Below are 16,476 nucleotides of genomic sequence, written 5' to 3'. Positions count from 1 at the left end.
GTCCTGTGCCGCTGGGGCGAGCGCGTCCCGCGGGGCCGGAGCGTCCGCCGTGTGCGGCGGCACCGTGCGACGGGTGGGCGTTGCCCGGGTGGCCGGGCGGAGCCCGGTGTACGGCCGGGGGTGCCCGTGTCGCGCGGCCCGGCCGCGCCCCCGCACCGCCGTCCCCGGCGGGAACCGCCCCCTTGATCCGCACAGTAGCCTCGTCGCGTGAGTAACGAAGACATCACGCTGACCGCGGGCGACGCGGAGGCGACCGTGCGGCCGGACAACGGAGGGCGCATCGCGGGGCTCCGCGTCGGGGGGCTGGAGCTGCTCCGCCAGGGAGAGCGGTTCGGCTGCTTCCCGATGGTCCCCTGGTGCGGCCGTATCCGCGACGGCCGGTTCCGGGACGGTGCCACCGTCCACCAGATGCCGCTCAACTCCCCGCCGCACGCCATCCACGGCACCGCCCGCGACGGCGCCTGGCGCACGGCCCGCACCTCGGCGAACGAGGTGGTGATGACGTACGACCTGGTCGACCCCTGGCCCTACTCCGGCCGCGTCACCCAGGTGGTCGCCCTGACCGAGGACGCCCTGACGCTGACGATGTCCGTGGAGACGTACGAGTCCTCCTTCCCGGCCCAGATCGGCTGGCACCCGTGGTTCAACCGCAGCCTCGGGGGAGACGACGTACAGCTGGACTTCCGGCCCGCCTGGCAGGAGGAGCGCGGCGAGGACCACCTGCCCACCGGCCACCGCGTCGATCCCGAGCCCGGCCCCTGGGACGACTGCTTCGGCATGCCCGGCGGCGTCGACGTCACGCTCACCTGGCCCGGGCAGCTGGACCTGAGGGTGACCAGCCCCGTGGAGTGGGTCGTCGTCTACGACGAGCAGCAGGCCGCCGTGTGCGTGGAGCCGCAGACCGGCCCGCCGGGCGGCCTGAACACCCTCCCGCGCCTGGTCACGCCGCTGGAGCCGCTGGAGGCCACGACGACCTGGACCTGGCGCCGCGCTTAAGCTGGCTGGCATGAGCGACGTTCGCGGCGAGCTGCTGCAGCAGATCAAGGACAAGGCCGTGGTGCACGGCAGGGTGACGCTGTCCTCCGGCCTGGAGGCCGACTACTACGTCGACCTGCGCCGCGTCACCCTCGACGGCGAGGCGGCCCCGCTGGTCGGCCAGGTGCTCCTGGACCTGACCGCCGGCCTCGAGTTCGACGCGGTCGGCGGCCTGACCATGGGTGCCGACCCGGTCGCCGCGGCGATGCTGCACGCCGCCGCCGCGCGCGGGCGCAGGCTGGACGCCTTCGTGGTGCGCAAGGCCGCCAAGGCGCACGGTCTGCAGCGGCAGGTGGAGGGCCCGGAGATCAAGGGCCGCCGGGTGCTGGTCGTCGAGGACACCTCCACGACCGGCGGTTCCCCGCTCACCGCCGTGGAGGCCGTGCGCGAGGCGGGCGCCGAGGTCGTGGCCGTGGCGACGATCGTCGACCGGGCGACCGGCGCGGCCGAGAAGATCCGTCAGGGCGCCGGGGTGCCGTACCTGTTCGCGTACTCGAAAGACGAGCTGGGACTGGACTGAGCCGACGGGCCGGGCGACCCGGTTCGTCCACGGGCCGGACGGGGTGTCCGACACTTCCGGCAACGTCTGCGAAGATGGGGCCGACGATGACGTCACTCCCTAGGTCAGGGCCGTAAGCACGCAGACGCACCCGCAGATACAAGGAGCGGACAGATGCCCATCGCAACCCCCGAGGTCTACAACGAGATGCTCGACCGGGCGAAGGCAGGCAAGTTCGCCTACCCGGCCATCAACGTGACGTCCTCCCAGACCCTGCACGCCGCCCTGCGCGGCTTCGCGGAGGCGGAGAGCGACGGCATCGTCCAGATCTCCACCGGCGGCGCGGAGTTCCTGGGCGGCCAGTACAGCAAGGACATGGTCACCGGCGCCGTGGCCCTGGCCGAGTACGCGCACATCGTCGCCGAGAAGTACCCGGTCAACATCGCGCTGCACACGGACCACTGCCCGAAGGACAAGCTCGACGGGTACGTACGTCCGCTGCTCGCCATCTCCGAGGAGCGCGTCAAGGACGGCAGGAACCCGCTGTTCCAGTCCCACATGTGGGACGGCTCCGCCGAGACCCTGGCCGACAACCTGAAGATCGCCCAGGAGCTGCTCGTCCGCACCGCCGCCGCGAAGATCATCCTCGAGGTGGAGATCACCCCGACGGGCGGCGAGGAGGACGGCGTCTCCCACGAGATCAACGACGAGCTGTACACCACGGTCGAGGACGCGATCCGCACCGCCGAGGCCCTGGGCCTGGGCGACAAGGGCCGCTACCTGCTGGCCGCGTCCTTCGGCAACGTGCACGGCGTGTACAAGCCGGGCAACGTCGTCCTCCGCCCGGAGCTGCTGAAGGAGCTCAACGAGGGTGTCGCGGCGAAGTTCGGCCGCCCGGCCGACAGCAAGCCGTTCGACTTCGTCTTCCACGGCGGCTCCGGCTCCACGGAGGAGGAGATCCGCACCGCGCTGGAGAACGGCGTGGTGAAGATGAACATCGACACGGACACCCAGTACGCCTTCACGCGCCCCGTGGCCGACCACATGTTCAGGAACTACGACGGCGTCCTCAAGGTCGACGGCGAGGTCGGTTCCAAGAAGACCTACGACCCGCGCACCTGGGGCAAGCTGGCCGAGGCGTCGATGGCCCGGCGCATCGTCGAGGCCTGCGGCAACCTGCGCTCGACGGGCACGAAGATCAAGTAACTCCCGGTTCCGTCCGACGGGCCCGGTGCTCCGGCACCGGGCCCGTCGTCCGTCCGTTCGCTCGTCGTCCGTCCGTTCGCTCGTCGTCCGTCCGTTCGCTCGTCGTCCGTCCGCTCGTCGTCAGCCCGCCTGGCCCGGAACCGGCCCGCGCGGGATGATCGCACCATGGCTGTCACCGCACAGCACACCCCGGCCGTCCGGATCTCGACCCCCACCGGCCGCTGGATCCTGCTCACCACCGTGCTCGGTTCCAGCATGGCCCTGCTGGACTCGACCGTCGTCAACGTCGCCCTGCCCCGCATCGGCCGCGACCTGGACGCGAGCCTCGCCGCCCTGCAGTGGACGGTCAACGCGTACCTGGTCACCCTGGCCGGTCTGATCCTCCTCGGCGGCGCGCTCGGCGACCGCTACGGCCGGCGCAGGATCTTCGTGCTCGGGGTCGTGTGGTTCACCACCGCCTCCCTGCTGTGCGGCCTCGCACCGAACCCGGCCGTCCTGATCGCCGCCCGCGCCCTGCAGGGCGTCGGCGGCGCCCTCCTCACCCCCGGCTCCCTCGCCCTCATCCAGGCCTCCTTCCACCCGGACGACCGGAGCAGAGCCGTGGGCCTGTGGTCCGGCTTCGGGGGCATCGGCGCGGCCGTCGGCCCGTTCCTCGGCGGCTGGCTGGTGACCGGGCCGGGCTGGCGCTGGGTCTTCCTGCTGAACATCCCCCTGGCCCTGGTCTGCGTGCCCGTCGCCGTGCGCCACGTCCCCGAGTCGTCCGACCCGGCCGCCCACGGCCGCTTCGACGTCCTGGGCGCGGCGCTCGGCGCGCTGTCCCTCGCCCTGGTGACGTACGCCCTGATCGAGGCCCGCACCGGCTCCCCGGCCGTCCCCCTGACCGCGACCGCGGGGGTGCTGGCCGCCGTCGCCTTCGTGTGGGTCGAGAAGCACCGCCGGGACCCGATGATGCCGCCGGCCATCTTCGCCTCCCGCCAGTTCACGGCGGTCAACGCGGTCACCCTGTGCGTGTACGCCGCCTTCGGCGGCTTCTTCTTCCTCACCGCGCTCCAGCTCCAGGTCGTCGCCGGCTACTCGCCGCTCGCCGCGGGCACCGCCCTGCTCCCGACCACCGTCCTCATGCTTCTCTTCTCGGCCCGCTCGGGCGCCCTCGCCGACCGCATCGGCCCGCGCCTGCCGCTCACGGCCGGACCGCTCCTGTGCGCGGCGGCGATGCTGCTGATGCTGCGGGTCGGCAGCGGCGCGGACTACCTGACCGACGTCCTGCCGGCCCTGCTGGTCATGGGCGTCGGCATGGTCGTCCTGGTCGCCCCGCTGACCGCCACCGTCCTCGCCTCGGTGGACACCTCCCGCGCCGGCCTGGCCAGCGGCATCAACAACGCCGCCGCCCGCGCGGCCGGTCTGATCGCGGTGGCCGCCCTGCCGCTGCTGTCCGGCATGGGCCCGGAGGCGTACCGCTCGGCGACCGCCTTCGACGCCGCGTTCCGGCGGGCGATGCCGATCTGCGCGGCGGTCCTGGTGGTGGGCGCGGTCCTCGCCTTCACGACCGTCCGCCGCCCGCCCCCCGGCTGCCGCCACCCCGAGTGCCGCACCCACGGCTGGGTGACGGCACCGCCACTGGAGGGCCGCCGGGCACGGGACGGGGCCCTGCGTGCTCCCGGTACGCATCCAGCAGACTGAGACCATGAACATTCACGAGAACCTCCTAGGCGGACCGCCCCCCACCCACCTCCCCGACGACCCCGAGCCCCGCGAGCTGCTCGCGCAGGGGACCTCGCCCACCGAGGTCGCGGCCCGGTACCCGGCGTCGTCGCTGGCGTGGGCGCGGTTGGCCGACGACGCGTTCGAGCGGGGTGCGGCCGTCGAGTCGTACGCGTACGCCCGTACGGGTTACCACCGCGGTCTGGACGCGCTGCGCCGCAGCGGCTGGAAGGGACACGGCCCGGTCCCCTGGGAGCACGAGCCGAACCGCGGCTTCCTGCGGGCCCTGCACGCCCTCGCGCGCGCCGCGCGGGCGATCGGCGAGCAGGAGGAGTACGAGCGCTGCGCGCAGTTCCTGAAGGACTCCTCCCAGACGGCGGCGCAGACGCTGGGCTGAGCGACGCACGGCACATCGCAGGGCCCGCCCGAACGACCGGACGGGTCTTGCGGTCCGTGCCCGTGGTGCGCAGGATGCCGGTGGGGACCGGGGCCCCCGTGCCGGCATCGGCAGGGGCGGACCGCTACCCGGAGTACAAGCAGGAGACAGCGATGTCCCAACAGGCTCACCCGACCCCTCAGCACACCGAGGCCGCTGAGGCCAATGAGCCCGAGACCCCGCATCTCGACTTCGAGGGCACGACGCCGTACGAGGACTACGTCAGGGCGGACGTGCTCACCCACCTCCAGCAGACCCTCTCGGACGACCCCGGAGAGATGGTCTTCCTGGTCACCACCCAGGTGATGGAGCTGTGGTTCACCGTCATCGTGCACGAGTGGGAGACCGCCGCCCGCGCCCTGCGCTCGGACGACGTCCCGACGGCGGTCGCCGCGCTGAAGCGGTCCGTACGGGAGCTTCAGGCGCTGAACGCCTCCTGGAAGCCGCTCGCCGCACTCACGCCGGCCCAGTTCAACAGCTACCGCGGCGCCCTCGGCGAGGGCTCCGGCTTCCAGTCGGCGATGTACCGCCGCATGGAGTTCCTGCTCGGCGACAAGTCCGCGTCCATGCTCGTCCCGCACCGCGGCGCCCCCCGCGTCCACGCGGAACTGGAGAAGGCGCTGCACGAGCCGAGCCTGTACGACGAGGTGCTGCGGCTGCTCGCCCGGCGCGGCCACGCGATCCCGGACGCCGTCCTGCACCGCGACGTGTCGCTGCGCCACGAGCCGTCGGAGGAGGTCGAGGCCGTCTGGGCGGCGCTCTACTCCGGTGACCCGGACGACGAACTCGCCCGCCTGGGCGAGGCGTTGACGGACGTCGCCGAACTGGTGTGGCGCTGGCGCAACGACCACCTCGTCGCCACCCGCCGCGCGATGGGCGCCAAGCCCGGCACGGGCGGTTCCGCCGGGGTGGCCTGGCTGGAGAAGCGAGCCCGCAAGAACGTCTTCCCCGAGCTGTGGACGGCGAGGTCCCATGTCTGACCTGACCCTCAAGGCAGAGAAGTTGGACGCGGCGGACGAACTGGCCGCGCTGCGCGACCGGTTCGTCCTCGACGAGGGCGTCTACCTGGACGGGAACTCGCTCGGCGCGCTCGCCGCACACGTCCCGGAGCGGATCGCCGACGTCGTCCGCCGCCAGTGGGGCGAGCTGCGCATCCGCTCCTGGACGGAGAGCGGCTGGTGGACCGCGCCCGAGCGGATCGGCGACCGGATCGCCCCGCTGGTCGGGGCGGCGCCCGGCCAGATCGTGGTGGGCGACTCGACCAGCGTCAACGTCTTCAAGGCGCTGGTGGCGGCCGTACGGATGGCCCGGGAACAGGGCAGCGGCGGCGGTGACCGGGACGAGATCGTCGTCGACGCGACGACGTTCCCCACGGACGGCTACATCGCGCAATCCGCCGCCCGGATGACGGGCTGCGCCCTGCGCCCGGTGACACCGGCCGAGGTGCCCGGGGCCCTGTCCTCCCGCACCGCCGCGGTCCTGCTCAACCACGTCGACTACCGCACCGGCCGCCTGTACGACCTGCCCTCCCTCACCGCGGCCGTGCACGCGGCGGGCGCGTACGCCGTCTGGGACCTGTGCCACAGCGCGGGCGCCCTGCCGGTGGGGCTGGACGAGCACGGCGTGGGCCTGGCGGTCGGGTGCACCTACAAGTACCTGAACGGCGGCCCGGGTTCACCGGCGTTCCTGTACATCCGCCGCGACCTCCAGGACCGCTTCGACTCCCCGCTGCCCGGCTGGAACTCGCACGCCGAGCCCTTCGGCATGCGGGACGCGTACGAGCCGGCGGCGGGCGCGCTGCGCGGCCGCGTCGGCACCCCGGACATCCTCTCCCTGCTCGCCCTGGAGGCGGCGCTGGAGGTCTGGGACGGGGTGACGGTCGAGGCCGTGCGCGCCAAGTCCCTCGCGCTGACGGACTTCTTCCTGGAATGCGTCGCCGCGTACGTCCCCGCCGGACGCGTGGAGTGCCTGACCCCGCCGGCCCACGGGGAGCGGGGCAGTCAGGTGGCCCTGCGCTGCCCGGACGCCGGGGACGTGATGAGACGGCTGATCGAGCGCGGCGTGGTCGGCGACTTCCGCCACCCCGACGTGCTGCGCTTCGGCTTCACCCCGCTGTACGTCGGCTTCGCGGACGTGGAGCGGGCGGCGCGGGTGCTGGCGGAGGAGCTGCTCGGCTGACCCGCCGCCGGCACGGCCGGTCCCGGAGAACGGTTCCGCCGCACGGTCCCGCGCCGTGCGGCGGAACCGCCCGGCCCCACCGGGCGTGACATGCCCGCCTCCGCGCACGTCACCGGCCTGGTACCGTCCCGGCCAACGGCCGAACGATTTCCCTCCGGTCCGCACATCTGTTTCATCGCTGAGAGGTCGAAGCATGCCGGACGCCGCCGCACCCCGCGATGCCGCAGAACCGGAGAACACCGCCGGCCGCGACGCGGCCGCGCGTGCCGCCGCGGAGGAGGAGTCGGCCTTCTCGCACGCGCCCGTCGACCCCGACGCCACGGCCGCCTACGGCGACCACCCCGACCAGGTCGTCGACTTCTACGCCCCCCGCGACACCCCCGACTCCCCGGCTTCCCCGGCGCCCGACTCCCCCGCACCCCTCGTGGTGGTGCTGCACGGCGGCGCCTGGCGGTCCCCGTACGACCGCCGCCACATCACCCCCTTCGCGGACTTCCTCGCCCGCCGCGGCTTCGCCGTGGCCAACGTCGAGTACCGGCGCGGCGGCACCACCCCGGCGGCCGGGGGCGGGGCACCGGTCGCGGGCCGCTGGCCGGACACGTTCGACGACGTGGCGGCGGCGCTCGACGCGCTGCCCGCGCTCGCCCGGGAGGCGCTCCCCCAGGCCGACATACGCCGCACGGTGATCACCGGTCACTCGGCGGGCGGCCACCTGGCCCTGTGGGCGGCGGCCCGCCACGTCCTCCCGGCGGACGCCCCCTGGCGCACGGACGGCCCCGCACCGCTGCGCGGCGTGGTCGCCCTCGCTCCGGTCGCCGACTTCGCGGTCGCCGAGAAGCTGGACGTGTGCGGCGGAGCGGCCCGCCAACTGCTGGGCGGAGACGAGGGCTTCGAGGAGCGCCGGCCCTACGCCGACCCGGCCCTCCTCCTGCCCACCGGCATCGCGACCACCCTCGTCCAGGGCCGCGGCGACCTGGACGTACCGCAGGCGGTCGCGGAGTCCTACGCGGAGGCGGCGGCGAAGGCGGGTGAACTGGTGGGCCTGACCCTCCTGGAGGAGGTCGGCCACTTCTCCCTGATCGACCCGGCGGCGGACGCGTGCGCGGTGGCGGCGGAGGAGATCGCCCAGCTGGCGTGGTGAGCCCCGGGGACCCGGTCGGGCGGTAGTACCTGAGACGGACCGGGAAAGACCCCCCTCACTGGGGACGACCGCGCCCCCGCCTCCGCCTACCGTTTCCACCGTGACCGAGACGACCCAGACGCAGCGGACGGCGCCGGACGGCGCGTTCGGCGCGCACAAGCCGCGCAGCCCCGAGTACACGCTGGCCGCGAACGTCCTGCGACAGGATCTGTTCCAGGGCGCCTTCGCCTACCGTCCGATGCGCCGCATGAGCGTCGACGGCCCGCTGACCCGGCGGCTGCCCGGACGCCTGCGGGAGTACGCGGCCTGGGCCCCGCACGCCGTGGTGGTGGGGGCCGGCCTGCTGGCCATGCTCCTCGCGTGGGTGAGCGCCCACGGCGGCCCGGCACCGGTATACGGCCTGCTGGCCCTGGTGCCGGTCCTGCTCACCCTGGTCCGCCCGGTCGGAGCCTTCTGGCTCTCCCTGGGGGCGACCGCGGCCTCGTGGGTGGTGTTCGGCAACCTCGGCGGCTGGCCGTGGTCGCCCGGCAGCTTCGTCGCGCACCTGACGGTCCTCACCGTGGTGGCGATACGCACCCGGCCGCGTACGGCGGCGTGGACCTGGATGGTCACCGCGTGCTACGCCTTGGCCGCCGAGACCGTGTACGGCCACCACTCCGGCGACAACTCGGGACCCATGCTGGTCCTCTCCGCGCTCGTCCTCCTCGTCGTCGCCCTCTGGCACATCCGCCGCGACGCCGAGCAGGAGGTGACCGCCCAGCAGACGGTGACCGCGCACGAGCGGTCCCGCCGCACCCTGCTGGAGGAGCGCACCACCATCGCCCGCGAGCTGCACGACGTCGTGGCCCACCACATGTCCGTCGTCGCCATCCAGGCCGAGGCCGCCCCCTACCGGGTGCAGAACCCGCCGCCCGAGCTGGAGAAGGCCTTCGCCACGATCCGCGAGAACGCGGTGGCGGCCCTGACCGAACTGCGCCGCGTCCTCGGGGTCGTCCGCGCCGAGGACTACGAGGCCCCGCAGGCCCCGCAGCCCACCCTCGCCGACCTCGACACGCTGCTGGCGAACGTGCGGGAGGCCGGCCTGACCGTGGAGAAGACGGTGATGGGCGCGGTGCGCGAACTCCCTCCGGGCGTGGAGCTGTCGGCGTACCGGATCGTCCAGGAGGCCCTGAGCAACACCCTGCGGCACGCGCCCGGAGCGAGCGCCCGGGTGGAGGTCGGCCACGTCCTCGGCGGGCTCGCCCTGCGCGTGGTCAACGGCCCGCCGCCCGCGCCCTCGTTGACGAAGCCCTCGCCCGGATCCGGGCACGGCATCACCGGCATGCGGGAGCGGGTGTCGATGCTGGACGGCGAGATGACGGCGGGCCCGACCGACGACGGAGGCTACGAGGTGGCGGTGTTCCTGCCGGTCGCCACGGTGGCGGAGCGCGCGGACGACGACGAGGCCGGGGCATGACGGCCACGGACGGCACGATCCGCGTCCTGATCGCGGACGACCAGATGATGGTGCGCGAGGGTTTCTCGGTCCTGCTGAACGCGATGCCCGGCATCGAGGTCGTCGGCGAGGCCGTCAACGGACGCGAGGCGGTGGAGCGGGTACGCGAACTGGCCCCGGACGTGGTGCTGATGGACATCCGGATGCCGGAGCTGAACGGCATCGAGGCGACCCGGGAGATCGTCGCCGCGGACGGCACGGCGAAGGTGCTGGTGCTGACCACGTTCGACCTGGACGAGTACGTGTACCAGGCGCTGCGGGCGGGAGCCTCCGGCTTCCTGCTCAAGGACGCCTCGGCGCGGCAGCTCGCCGACGGGGTGCGGGTGGTCGCGGCCGGCGAGGCGCTGCTCGCGCCCTCGGTCACCCGGCGGCTGATCACCGAGTTCTCGAAGATGGCCGAGTCCTTGCGGCCGGCGGCCACCGCGCAGGCGGCGTACGGGGACCTGACCGAGCGGGAGACGGAGGTGCTGGTGCTGATCGCGCAGGGTTTGTCGAACGCGGAGATCGCCGGGCGGCTGGTGGTCGCCGAGTCGACCATCAAGACCCATGTGAGCAGGATCCTGGTCAAGCTGGGCCTGCGGGACCGCACCCAGGCGGCGGTGTTCGCCTACGAGGCGCGGCTGGTCACACCGGGGTGAGCCGCCCCGGCCGGGCGGTGTGAGGTGAGACGCCACCCCTGGTCAGACCGGGGGCGGCCGGGCTAACGTCCGGGCATGTCCGCACTTTCCGACCTCGCCTTCGACCCGTGGGACCCGGCGTTCGTCGCCGACCCGTACCCGGCGTACGCCGAGCTGCGCGCGCGGGGCCGCGTGCTCTACTACGAGCCCACCGACCAGTGGCTGGTCCCGCACCACGCGGACGTCTCGGCGCTGCTGCGGGACCGCGGGCTGGGCCGGACCTACCAGCACCGGTTCACGCACGAGGAGTTCGGCCGTACGGCGCCCCCGCCGGAGCACGAGCCGTTCCACGTCCTCAACGACCACGGGATGCTCGACCTGGAGCCGCCGGACCACACCCGGATCCGGCGGCTGGTGTCGAAGGCGTTCACGCCGCGCACGGTGGAGCGGCTGAAGCCGTACGTGCACCGGCTGGCGAACGAGCTGGTCTCCGCCCTGGTGGAGGCGGGCGGCGGCGATCTGCTCACGGACGTCGCGGAGCCGCTGCCGGTCGCGGTGATCGCCGAGATGCTGGGCATCCCCGAGGCGGACCGGGCCCCGCTGCGGCCCTGGTCGGCGGACATCTGCGGGATGTACGAGCTGAACCCGTCCGAGGAGGCGGCGGAGAAGGCGGTGCGGGCGTCGGTCGAGTTCTCCGACTACCTGCGGGAGCTGATCGCCGAGCGCCGCAAGGAGCCGGGCGAGGACCTGATCTCGGGGCTGATCGCCGCGCACGACGAGGACGACCGGCTGACGGAGCAGGAGATGATCTCCACGGCCGTCCTGCTCCTCAACGCCGGCCACGAGGCCACCGTGAACGCCACGGTCAACGGCTGGTGGGCGCTGTTCCGCAACCCGGACCAGCTCGCGGCCCTGCGCGCGGACCACTCCCTGGTCCCGTCCGCGATCGAGGAGCTGATGCGCTACGACACGCCGCTGCAGCTCTTCGAGCGCTGGGTCCTGGACGAGGTCGAGATCGACGGCACGACGATTCCCAGGGGCGCGGAGATCGCCATGCTCTTCGGCTCGGCCAACCACGACCCGGCCGTCTTCACCGACCCCGGGCGCCTGGACCTGACCCGCCGGGACAACCCGCACATCTCCTTCAGCGCGGGCATCCACTACTGCATCGGCGCCCCCCTGGCCCGTATCGAACTGGCGGCCTCCATGACGGCCCTGCTGGAGCGGGCCCCCACGCTCACCCTGGCGGCGGAGCCGCGGCGGAAGCCGAACTTCGTGATCCGGGGGCTGGAGGGGTTGAGCGTGGTGGTGGGCTGACGCCGGGCCCGGCTCACCCGTTCGGCTGATCTCCGTACGAGTACGCCCGGTCGTGATCGCAGGCTCGGCAAGCTGGTGCCGGCCTGCGAGAGGAGGCACCATGACGGTTATGGCGCAGCACACGTCCCAGATGTCCGTAGAGGAGTTCGAGGAGCTCGCCGCGCACGTGGCCAAGAGGTTCGACGCCGTCAGGTTGGAATTCATCAACGGACGGGTCGGGATCAAGGGCATGACGGACGGCAACCACAGCGAGGTCATCCGGTGGCTGCAGGAGTGCTTCTTGGTGGCCGGTACCGGGCTGTGGCTCTACGGGGGCGGCGAGCTGGGGCTGCGGATCGAGAGGTATCGCAAGGGCCGGGCGCTTCCCGACGCGGTGCTGGCGCCACGGGGCACGTTCGCGGGCAAGGGCGACTGGGCCGACACCGCCGGTGTGCTGATGACCGTCGAGGTCACCTCGTACGACGCGGATACGCACCGCCGGGACCGTGAGGAGAAGCCCCTCGGATACGCCGAGGCGGGCATCCCCTACTACCTGTTGATCGACCGCGACGACGCCTCCGTCACGCTCTACAGCGATCCCGTCCCGGGTGAGGGATACCGCGGTGCCAACAAGAAGTCGTTCGGAGCCAAGCTCTCGCTGCCGGAGCCCCTCGGCATCGAACTCGACACCGAGGAGCTCAAGCAGTACGCCGACTGAGCCGCCCGAGCCGCACCCCTCGGCGCACGCTCAGCCGCCGACGTCCCGTCTGCGCAGGCCCGCCAGCCCCCCGGCCACCAGGAGCGCCGCGAGTGCGAGCAGGACGCCGACCGGCCCCCACTCCATCCGCCCGCCCGGCAGCTTGGGCAGGTGCCCGAAGGGGGAGAGGTCCAGCACGAACTGCGGGACGTCCAGCGCCGGGCCGATCCAGCCGATCAGCAGCACCGCCCCGGCCACACCCCACGCGGCCACGGCGCCCCGCGGCAGGACGCCATGGAGCAGGACGGTGATGCCGCCCACTACCCACACCCCGGCCACCTGGACCAGGCACGCGCCGAGCACCGGCCCGGCCTGCCTGCCGTGGCCGACCGCGATGCCCAGCCCGGCCAGGAGCATGATCAGGACCGAGCCGCCGAAGGCGATCAGCAGATGCCCGGCGGCCCAGCGCAGCCTGCCCACCGCGCCCGCCAGCACCGGCTCGGCACGGCCCGAGCTCTCCTCGCCGCTCAGGCGCAGCACGGAGGAGACGACATGGAGCGCGGCGACCAGGCCGAGCATCCCGACCATCGCGGCGAGGAAGGCGTCCGTCAGGCCGGCCTGACCGCCCATCCGCTGGAAGATCTCCCGCGCCTTGGCGTTGTCGCCGACCAGCTGGGCCGCGCCGTCCGCCATCCCGCCGTAGACGACTCCCGCGACGAAGAAGCCGGCGCTCCAGCCGAGCACGCTGCCCCGCTGCAGCCGCCAGGCCAGCGCGCCCGCCGTCCCGATACGGCCCCGGGCGGGTCCCGGCCGGGCCGGCAGGAAACTCATGCCGGTGTCCCGGCGCCCGGCCAGCTCGTAGGCGACCGAGGCCTGGACGACCGCCGCGGCGGCGAACAGCGACAGCACCCACCAGCGTTCGCCGGCGAAGGCCCGCAGGTTCTCCAGCCAGCCCAGCGGGGACAGCCAGGTCAGCACGGATGCGCCGTCGTCCGTCCCGGAGTCGCCGGCCGCCCGCAGCACGAAGGCCGCGCCCAGGACGGCGGAGGTCAGGCCGCGGGCCGGCCGGGCGCTCTCCGTGAGCTGGGCGACGATCGCCGCCATCGTGGCGAAGACCATGCCCACGCCCGCCACCCCGAGCCCGAGGGCGAGGGCCCCCAAGGCGCCCTGTCCTGCCAGACCGGCCGTGATCAGCAGGGCCAGGACCGCGTTGGCGACGGCCGCCGCCAGCAGCGCCGCCGTCAGCGGGGCCCGGCGGCCCACCATTCCGGACGAGACCAGTTCCTGCCGTCCGCTCTCCTCCTCGTCCCGGGTGTGCCGTACGACGACGAGCAGGCTCATCACGGCGGCGAGCGCCCCCGCGTACACCCCGACCCGCCAGGCCGTCAGCGCGCCCAGCGAGTCGCCGAACACCGGGCCGACCATGGCGCGCAGGGAGGGGTTCGTCGCCATCTGGTGCATCAGGTCGGCGCGTTCGGCCGGGGTGGCGTACAGGCCCTTGATCGTGTTCGGCATGGACAGGACCATCAGCGCGTTGACCGCGACCCAGACCGGGATCATCACGCGGTCGCGGCGCAGGGCGAACCGCAGCAGGGTCCCGGTGCCGGCCAGACGGCGGGAGCGGTCGGCCCGCGCGGCGGGGACGGGGGAGGCGGCGGCGGTCATCGCGCCACCTCCACGGTTCCGCTTCCGGCGTCCGAACCGGCCTCGTCCTGGTAGTGCCGCAGGAACAGCTCCTCCAGCGTCGGCGGGGTGGAGGTCAGCGACCGCACCCCCGTCCCGCTCAGCGAGCGCAGTACCTCGTTCAGCTTGTCGGTGTCCACCTGGAGGCGGACCCGGTGGCCCCGGACGTCGAGGTCGTGGACGCCGGGCAGGCCGGCGAGCCCGTCGGGCGGCCCGGCGAGCTCGGCGGTGACGCTGGTGCGGGTGAGGTGGCGCAGATCGGCCAGCGAACCGCTCTCCACGGTGCGGCCCTTGCGGATGATGCTCACCCGGTCGCACAGCTCCTCGACCTCGCTGAGGAGGTGGGAGGAGAGCAGGACGGTGCGGCCGCGGTCGCGCTCCTCCGCCACGCAGCGCTGGAAGACCTCCTCCATCAGCGGGTCGAGGCCCGAGGTCGGCTCGTCCAGGATCAGCAGGTCGACGTCGGAGGCGAAGGCGGCGACCAGGGCGACCTTCTGCCGGTTGCCCTTGGAGTACGTCCGGCCCTTCTTCGTCGGATCCAGCTCGAAGCGTTCGACCAGTTCGTCCCGGCGCCGCCGGTCGAGTCCCCCGCGCAGCCTGCCGTACAGGTCGATGACCTCGCCCCCGGAGAGGTTGCGCCACAGGGTCACGTCCCCGGGGACATAGGCGATCCGGCGGTGCGCCTCCACCGCGTCCGTCCAGGGGTCGCGGCCCAGCACCCGCGCGGCGCCGGAGTCGGCGCGCAGCAGGCCGAGCAGGATCCGGATGGTGGTGGACTTGCCGGAGCCGTTGGGGCCGAGGAAGCCGTGGACCTCGCCAGCGGCGACGTCCAGGTCGAGGCCGTCCAGGGCGTGGGTCCGGCCGAAGGACTTGTGCAGCCCGGAGACCGTGATTGCCTGCGTCATGCTGCGCAACGTACGCTTCTTTCAGAAATTTGTGAAGTTAAGAAAACGTATGAATTACGGATAGGCTGGAGGGCATGGCGGAGTCGAAGGCGGCGGCGGTGGAACGGGACCCGGAGGCGGTGTCGCGGTTCGTGGAACACTTCGCGGCGCAGCTCGTCGAGGCGGGNNGTGCCGCGCATGCCGGCCCGGGTCTTCGCCGCGCTGCTCGCCTCCGACTCGGGCACCCTGACCTCGGCCGAACTGGGCGAACGGTTGAGGATCAGCCCGGCGGCGGTCTCGGGCGCGGTGCGCTACCTGTCCCAGGTGCACCTGGTCTCCCGCGAGCGCGAGCCCGGCTCGCGCCGGGAGCGCTACCGGGTGCACAGCAACCAGTGGTACGAGGCGCTGACCAGCCGCGACGCGATCATCAAGCGGTGGGAGGACGCCCTGCGGGAGGGGGTCGCCAGCCTGGGCGCCCAGACCCCGGCGGGCCGCAGGCTGGCCGAGACCCTGGAGTTCTTCGAGTTCATCGAGCGGGACGTGGCGGGGATGATGGAGCGGTGGCGCGAGTACCGGGAGAAGAACCCGGGCGGGTGATGTAGTCGATCGGATACTCTGAGTGGCGGACTGGTCTGCTTCAGAGGGAGGGCGCATCATGACGTTGATGACAGAGCGACCGGTAATAAGCGATGCCAAACCCCACGGCGGCTTCGAGGGACTGCTGGACCTCCTCGACGAGCTGAACGTGCCTGACGGCTACAAGGCAGAAATCATCAGGGGGAACATCGTCGTGTCGCCGTGGTCGAAGGCCTATTACGCGGATGTGATGGACTTGGTCTGCGACCAGCTGCGTCCCTGTCTGCCCGAGGGGCACCGGATCACGTGGGGCCCCTTGCTGTACGTGTTTCCGGGCGTCGAGAGCGCGTACGGACCTGACATTCATGCGGCTCACCGACGTGCCCGCCGCTCCACCAGCAACCGCCTCGACGGGGAAGCCCTCTCGTTCGTCGCCGAACTGACCTCTCCCTCCACGCGAGTGGATGACCTGACGGAGAAGGTCGAGACGTACGGCAAGGCCGGAGTCCCTGTCTACTTGCTCCTCGACATGCAGAAAGAGGAAGCCACAGTCTTCTGGGCACCGTCCTCCAAGGGATACCAGGGACAGCTCACCAAGTCGTTCGGCGAGAAGCTCTACATCCCGGAACCCCTCGACTGCACCCTCGACACCGACGGCTTCCAGGCACCGCAGAAGGACGACGACCAGGCCTGACTCACCCCGCCGAAACCGGCAACACCAGCCCCCAGGCCCCCTCCACGACCCGCCACGTCCGCGTCCGCACCGGCCCCGACACCACCGCGTCCGCCCGGTACCGGAAGTCCGCGCCCGAGACGGTCACCGTGCGCCCCCGGGTCAGCACGGGCGAGATCTCCGCGCCGGGCCCCGACAGCGGCCGTACCTCCACCGCCGCCGTCCCGGAGTCCCCCGGCGCGACCGACACCGCCTCCACCGGCTGGTCCAGGTCCACGACCGTCACCCCGTCGACCTCCACACGCAGCCGGGCCGGCCCGGGGCCGGTCACGTTCGCCGTCCGGGGCGGGCGCGGCACC

At 72.9% G+C, this 16,476-nt stretch carries 16 protein-coding genes and 2 pseudogenes; 15 read left to right on the top strand and 3 right to left on the bottom strand.

The features are described 5' to 3' along the window. The first annotated feature begins 207 nt into the window (after positions 1 to 207). The 12 genes from RH94_RS27950 (at position 208) to RH94_RS27895 (ending at position 12,322) form a co-directional block, all read left to right on the top strand. Positions 208 to 996, top strand: a complete 789-nt coding sequence (locus tag RH94_RS27950; protein ID WP_073951044.1) for an aldose 1-epimerase — start codon at positions 208 to 210, stop codon at positions 994 to 996. 10 nt (positions 997 to 1,006) lie between these two features. After that, positions 1,007 to 1,555, top strand: coding sequence for an orotate phosphoribosyltransferase (gene pyrE / locus RH94_RS27945; RefSeq protein WP_073951042.1), 549 nt, complete (start codon positions 1,007 to 1,009; stop codon positions 1,553 to 1,555). Positions 1,556 to 1,708: 153 nt separating this feature from the next. Beyond that, entirely contained in the window at positions 1,709 to 2,740 is a 1,032-nt protein-coding gene (gene fbaA, locus RH94_RS27940; protein ID WP_073951040.1) for a class II fructose-bisphosphate aldolase, read from the top strand. A gap of 165 nt (positions 2,741 to 2,905) precedes the next feature. Then, positions 2,906 to 4,420: an MFS transporter gene (locus RH94_RS27935; RefSeq protein ID WP_073951038.1), complete on the top strand. Its 1,515-nt coding sequence runs from the start codon at positions 2,906 to 2,908 to the stop codon at positions 4,418 to 4,420. A gap of 4 nt (positions 4,421 to 4,424) precedes the next feature. Then, complete coding sequence (locus RH94_RS27930; RefSeq protein WP_073951036.1) at positions 4,425 to 4,838, top strand: DUF3151 domain-containing protein; 414 nt, start codon at positions 4,425 to 4,427, stop codon at positions 4,836 to 4,838. 152 nt (positions 4,839 to 4,990) lie between these two features. Further along, positions 4,991 to 5,857, top strand: coding sequence for a tryptophan 2,3-dioxygenase family protein (locus RH94_RS27925; protein ID WP_073951034.1), 867 nt, complete (start codon positions 4,991 to 4,993; stop codon positions 5,855 to 5,857). Beyond that, a complete protein-coding gene (gene kynU, locus RH94_RS27920) occupies positions 5,850 to 7,055 on the top strand; it encodes a kynureninase (protein ID WP_073951031.1) in 1,206 nt (401 codons plus the stop codon). The genes RH94_RS27925 and kynU overlap by 8 nt, the downstream gene beginning before the upstream one ends. Positions 7,056 to 7,248: 193 nt before the next feature. Then, a complete protein-coding gene (locus tag RH94_RS27915; protein WP_073951029.1) occupies positions 7,249 to 8,196 on the top strand; it encodes an alpha/beta hydrolase in 948 nt (315 codons plus the stop codon). A 100-nt stretch (positions 8,197 to 8,296) separates the two neighbouring features. Continuing rightward, positions 8,297 to 9,652 (top strand): sensor histidine kinase, encoded by a 1,356-nt coding sequence (locus RH94_RS27910; protein WP_073951027.1) that lies wholly within the window; start codon positions 8,297 to 8,299, stop codon positions 9,650 to 9,652. After that, positions 9,649 to 10,329 carry a response regulator gene (locus tag RH94_RS27905; RefSeq protein ID WP_073951025.1) on the top strand — a complete coding sequence of 227 codons (681 nt, stop codon included), beginning with the start codon at positions 9,649 to 9,651 and terminating at the stop codon, positions 10,327 to 10,329. Before RH94_RS27910 ends, RH94_RS27905 begins: the two co-directional genes overlap by 4 nt. A 75-nt stretch (positions 10,330 to 10,404) precedes the next feature. Next, complete coding sequence (locus RH94_RS27900; RefSeq protein WP_073951023.1) at positions 10,405 to 11,625, top strand: cytochrome P450; 1,221 nt, start codon at positions 10,405 to 10,407, stop codon at positions 11,623 to 11,625. Between the two features lie 100 nt (positions 11,626 to 11,725). Continuing rightward, positions 11,726 to 12,322: a Uma2 family endonuclease gene (locus tag RH94_RS27895; RefSeq protein ID WP_073951021.1), complete on the top strand. Its 597-nt coding sequence runs from the start codon at positions 11,726 to 11,728 to the stop codon at positions 12,320 to 12,322. Between the two features lie 30 nt (positions 12,323 to 12,352). On the opposite strand, the gene RH94_RS27890 is transcribed toward RH94_RS27895, so the two are convergent. Next, positions 12,353 to 13,966 (bottom strand): ABC transporter permease, encoded by a 1,614-nt coding sequence (locus tag RH94_RS27890; protein WP_073951019.1) that lies wholly within the window; start codon positions 13,964 to 13,966, stop codon positions 12,353 to 12,355. Next, entirely contained in the window at positions 13,963 to 14,889 is a 927-nt protein-coding gene (locus RH94_RS27885) for an ABC transporter ATP-binding protein (RefSeq protein WP_073951017.1), read from the bottom strand. The genes RH94_RS27890 and RH94_RS27885 overlap by 4 nt, the downstream gene beginning before the upstream one ends. A gap of 74 nt (positions 14,890 to 14,963) precedes the next feature. On the opposite strand from RH94_RS27885, the pseudogene RH94_RS44830 reads away from it, so the two are divergent. The 3 genes and pseudogenes from RH94_RS44830 to RH94_RS27875 form a co-directional block, all read left to right on the top strand. Continuing rightward, positions 14,964 to 15,055, top strand: a pseudogene (locus RH94_RS44830) (MarR family transcriptional regulator); the annotation flags it as partial. Positions 15,056 to 15,057: 2 nt separating this feature from the next. Next, a partial coding sequence (locus tag RH94_RS27880; protein WP_234426090.1) for a GbsR/MarR family transcriptional regulator occupies positions 15,058 to 15,465 on the top strand: 408 nt, incomplete at its 5' end. Between the two features lie 58 nt (positions 15,466 to 15,523). Then, positions 15,524 to 16,138 carry a Uma2 family endonuclease gene (locus RH94_RS27875; protein ID WP_073951013.1) on the top strand — a complete coding sequence of 205 codons (615 nt, stop codon included), beginning with the start codon at positions 15,524 to 15,526 and terminating at the stop codon, positions 16,136 to 16,138. 1 nt (position 16,139) lies between these two features. On the opposite strand, the pseudogene RH94_RS44825 reads toward RH94_RS27875, so the two are convergent. Next, positions 16,140 to 16,476, bottom strand: a pseudogene (locus RH94_RS44825) (diacylglycerol kinase); the annotation flags it as partial.

Source organism: Streptomyces kebangsaanensis (genome assembly GCF_001906585.1).
Classification (GTDB): domain Bacteria; phylum Actinomycetota; class Actinomycetes; order Streptomycetales; family Streptomycetaceae; genus Streptomyces; species Streptomyces kebangsaanensis.
This window is presented reverse-complemented; position numbering and strand designations above follow the sequence as displayed.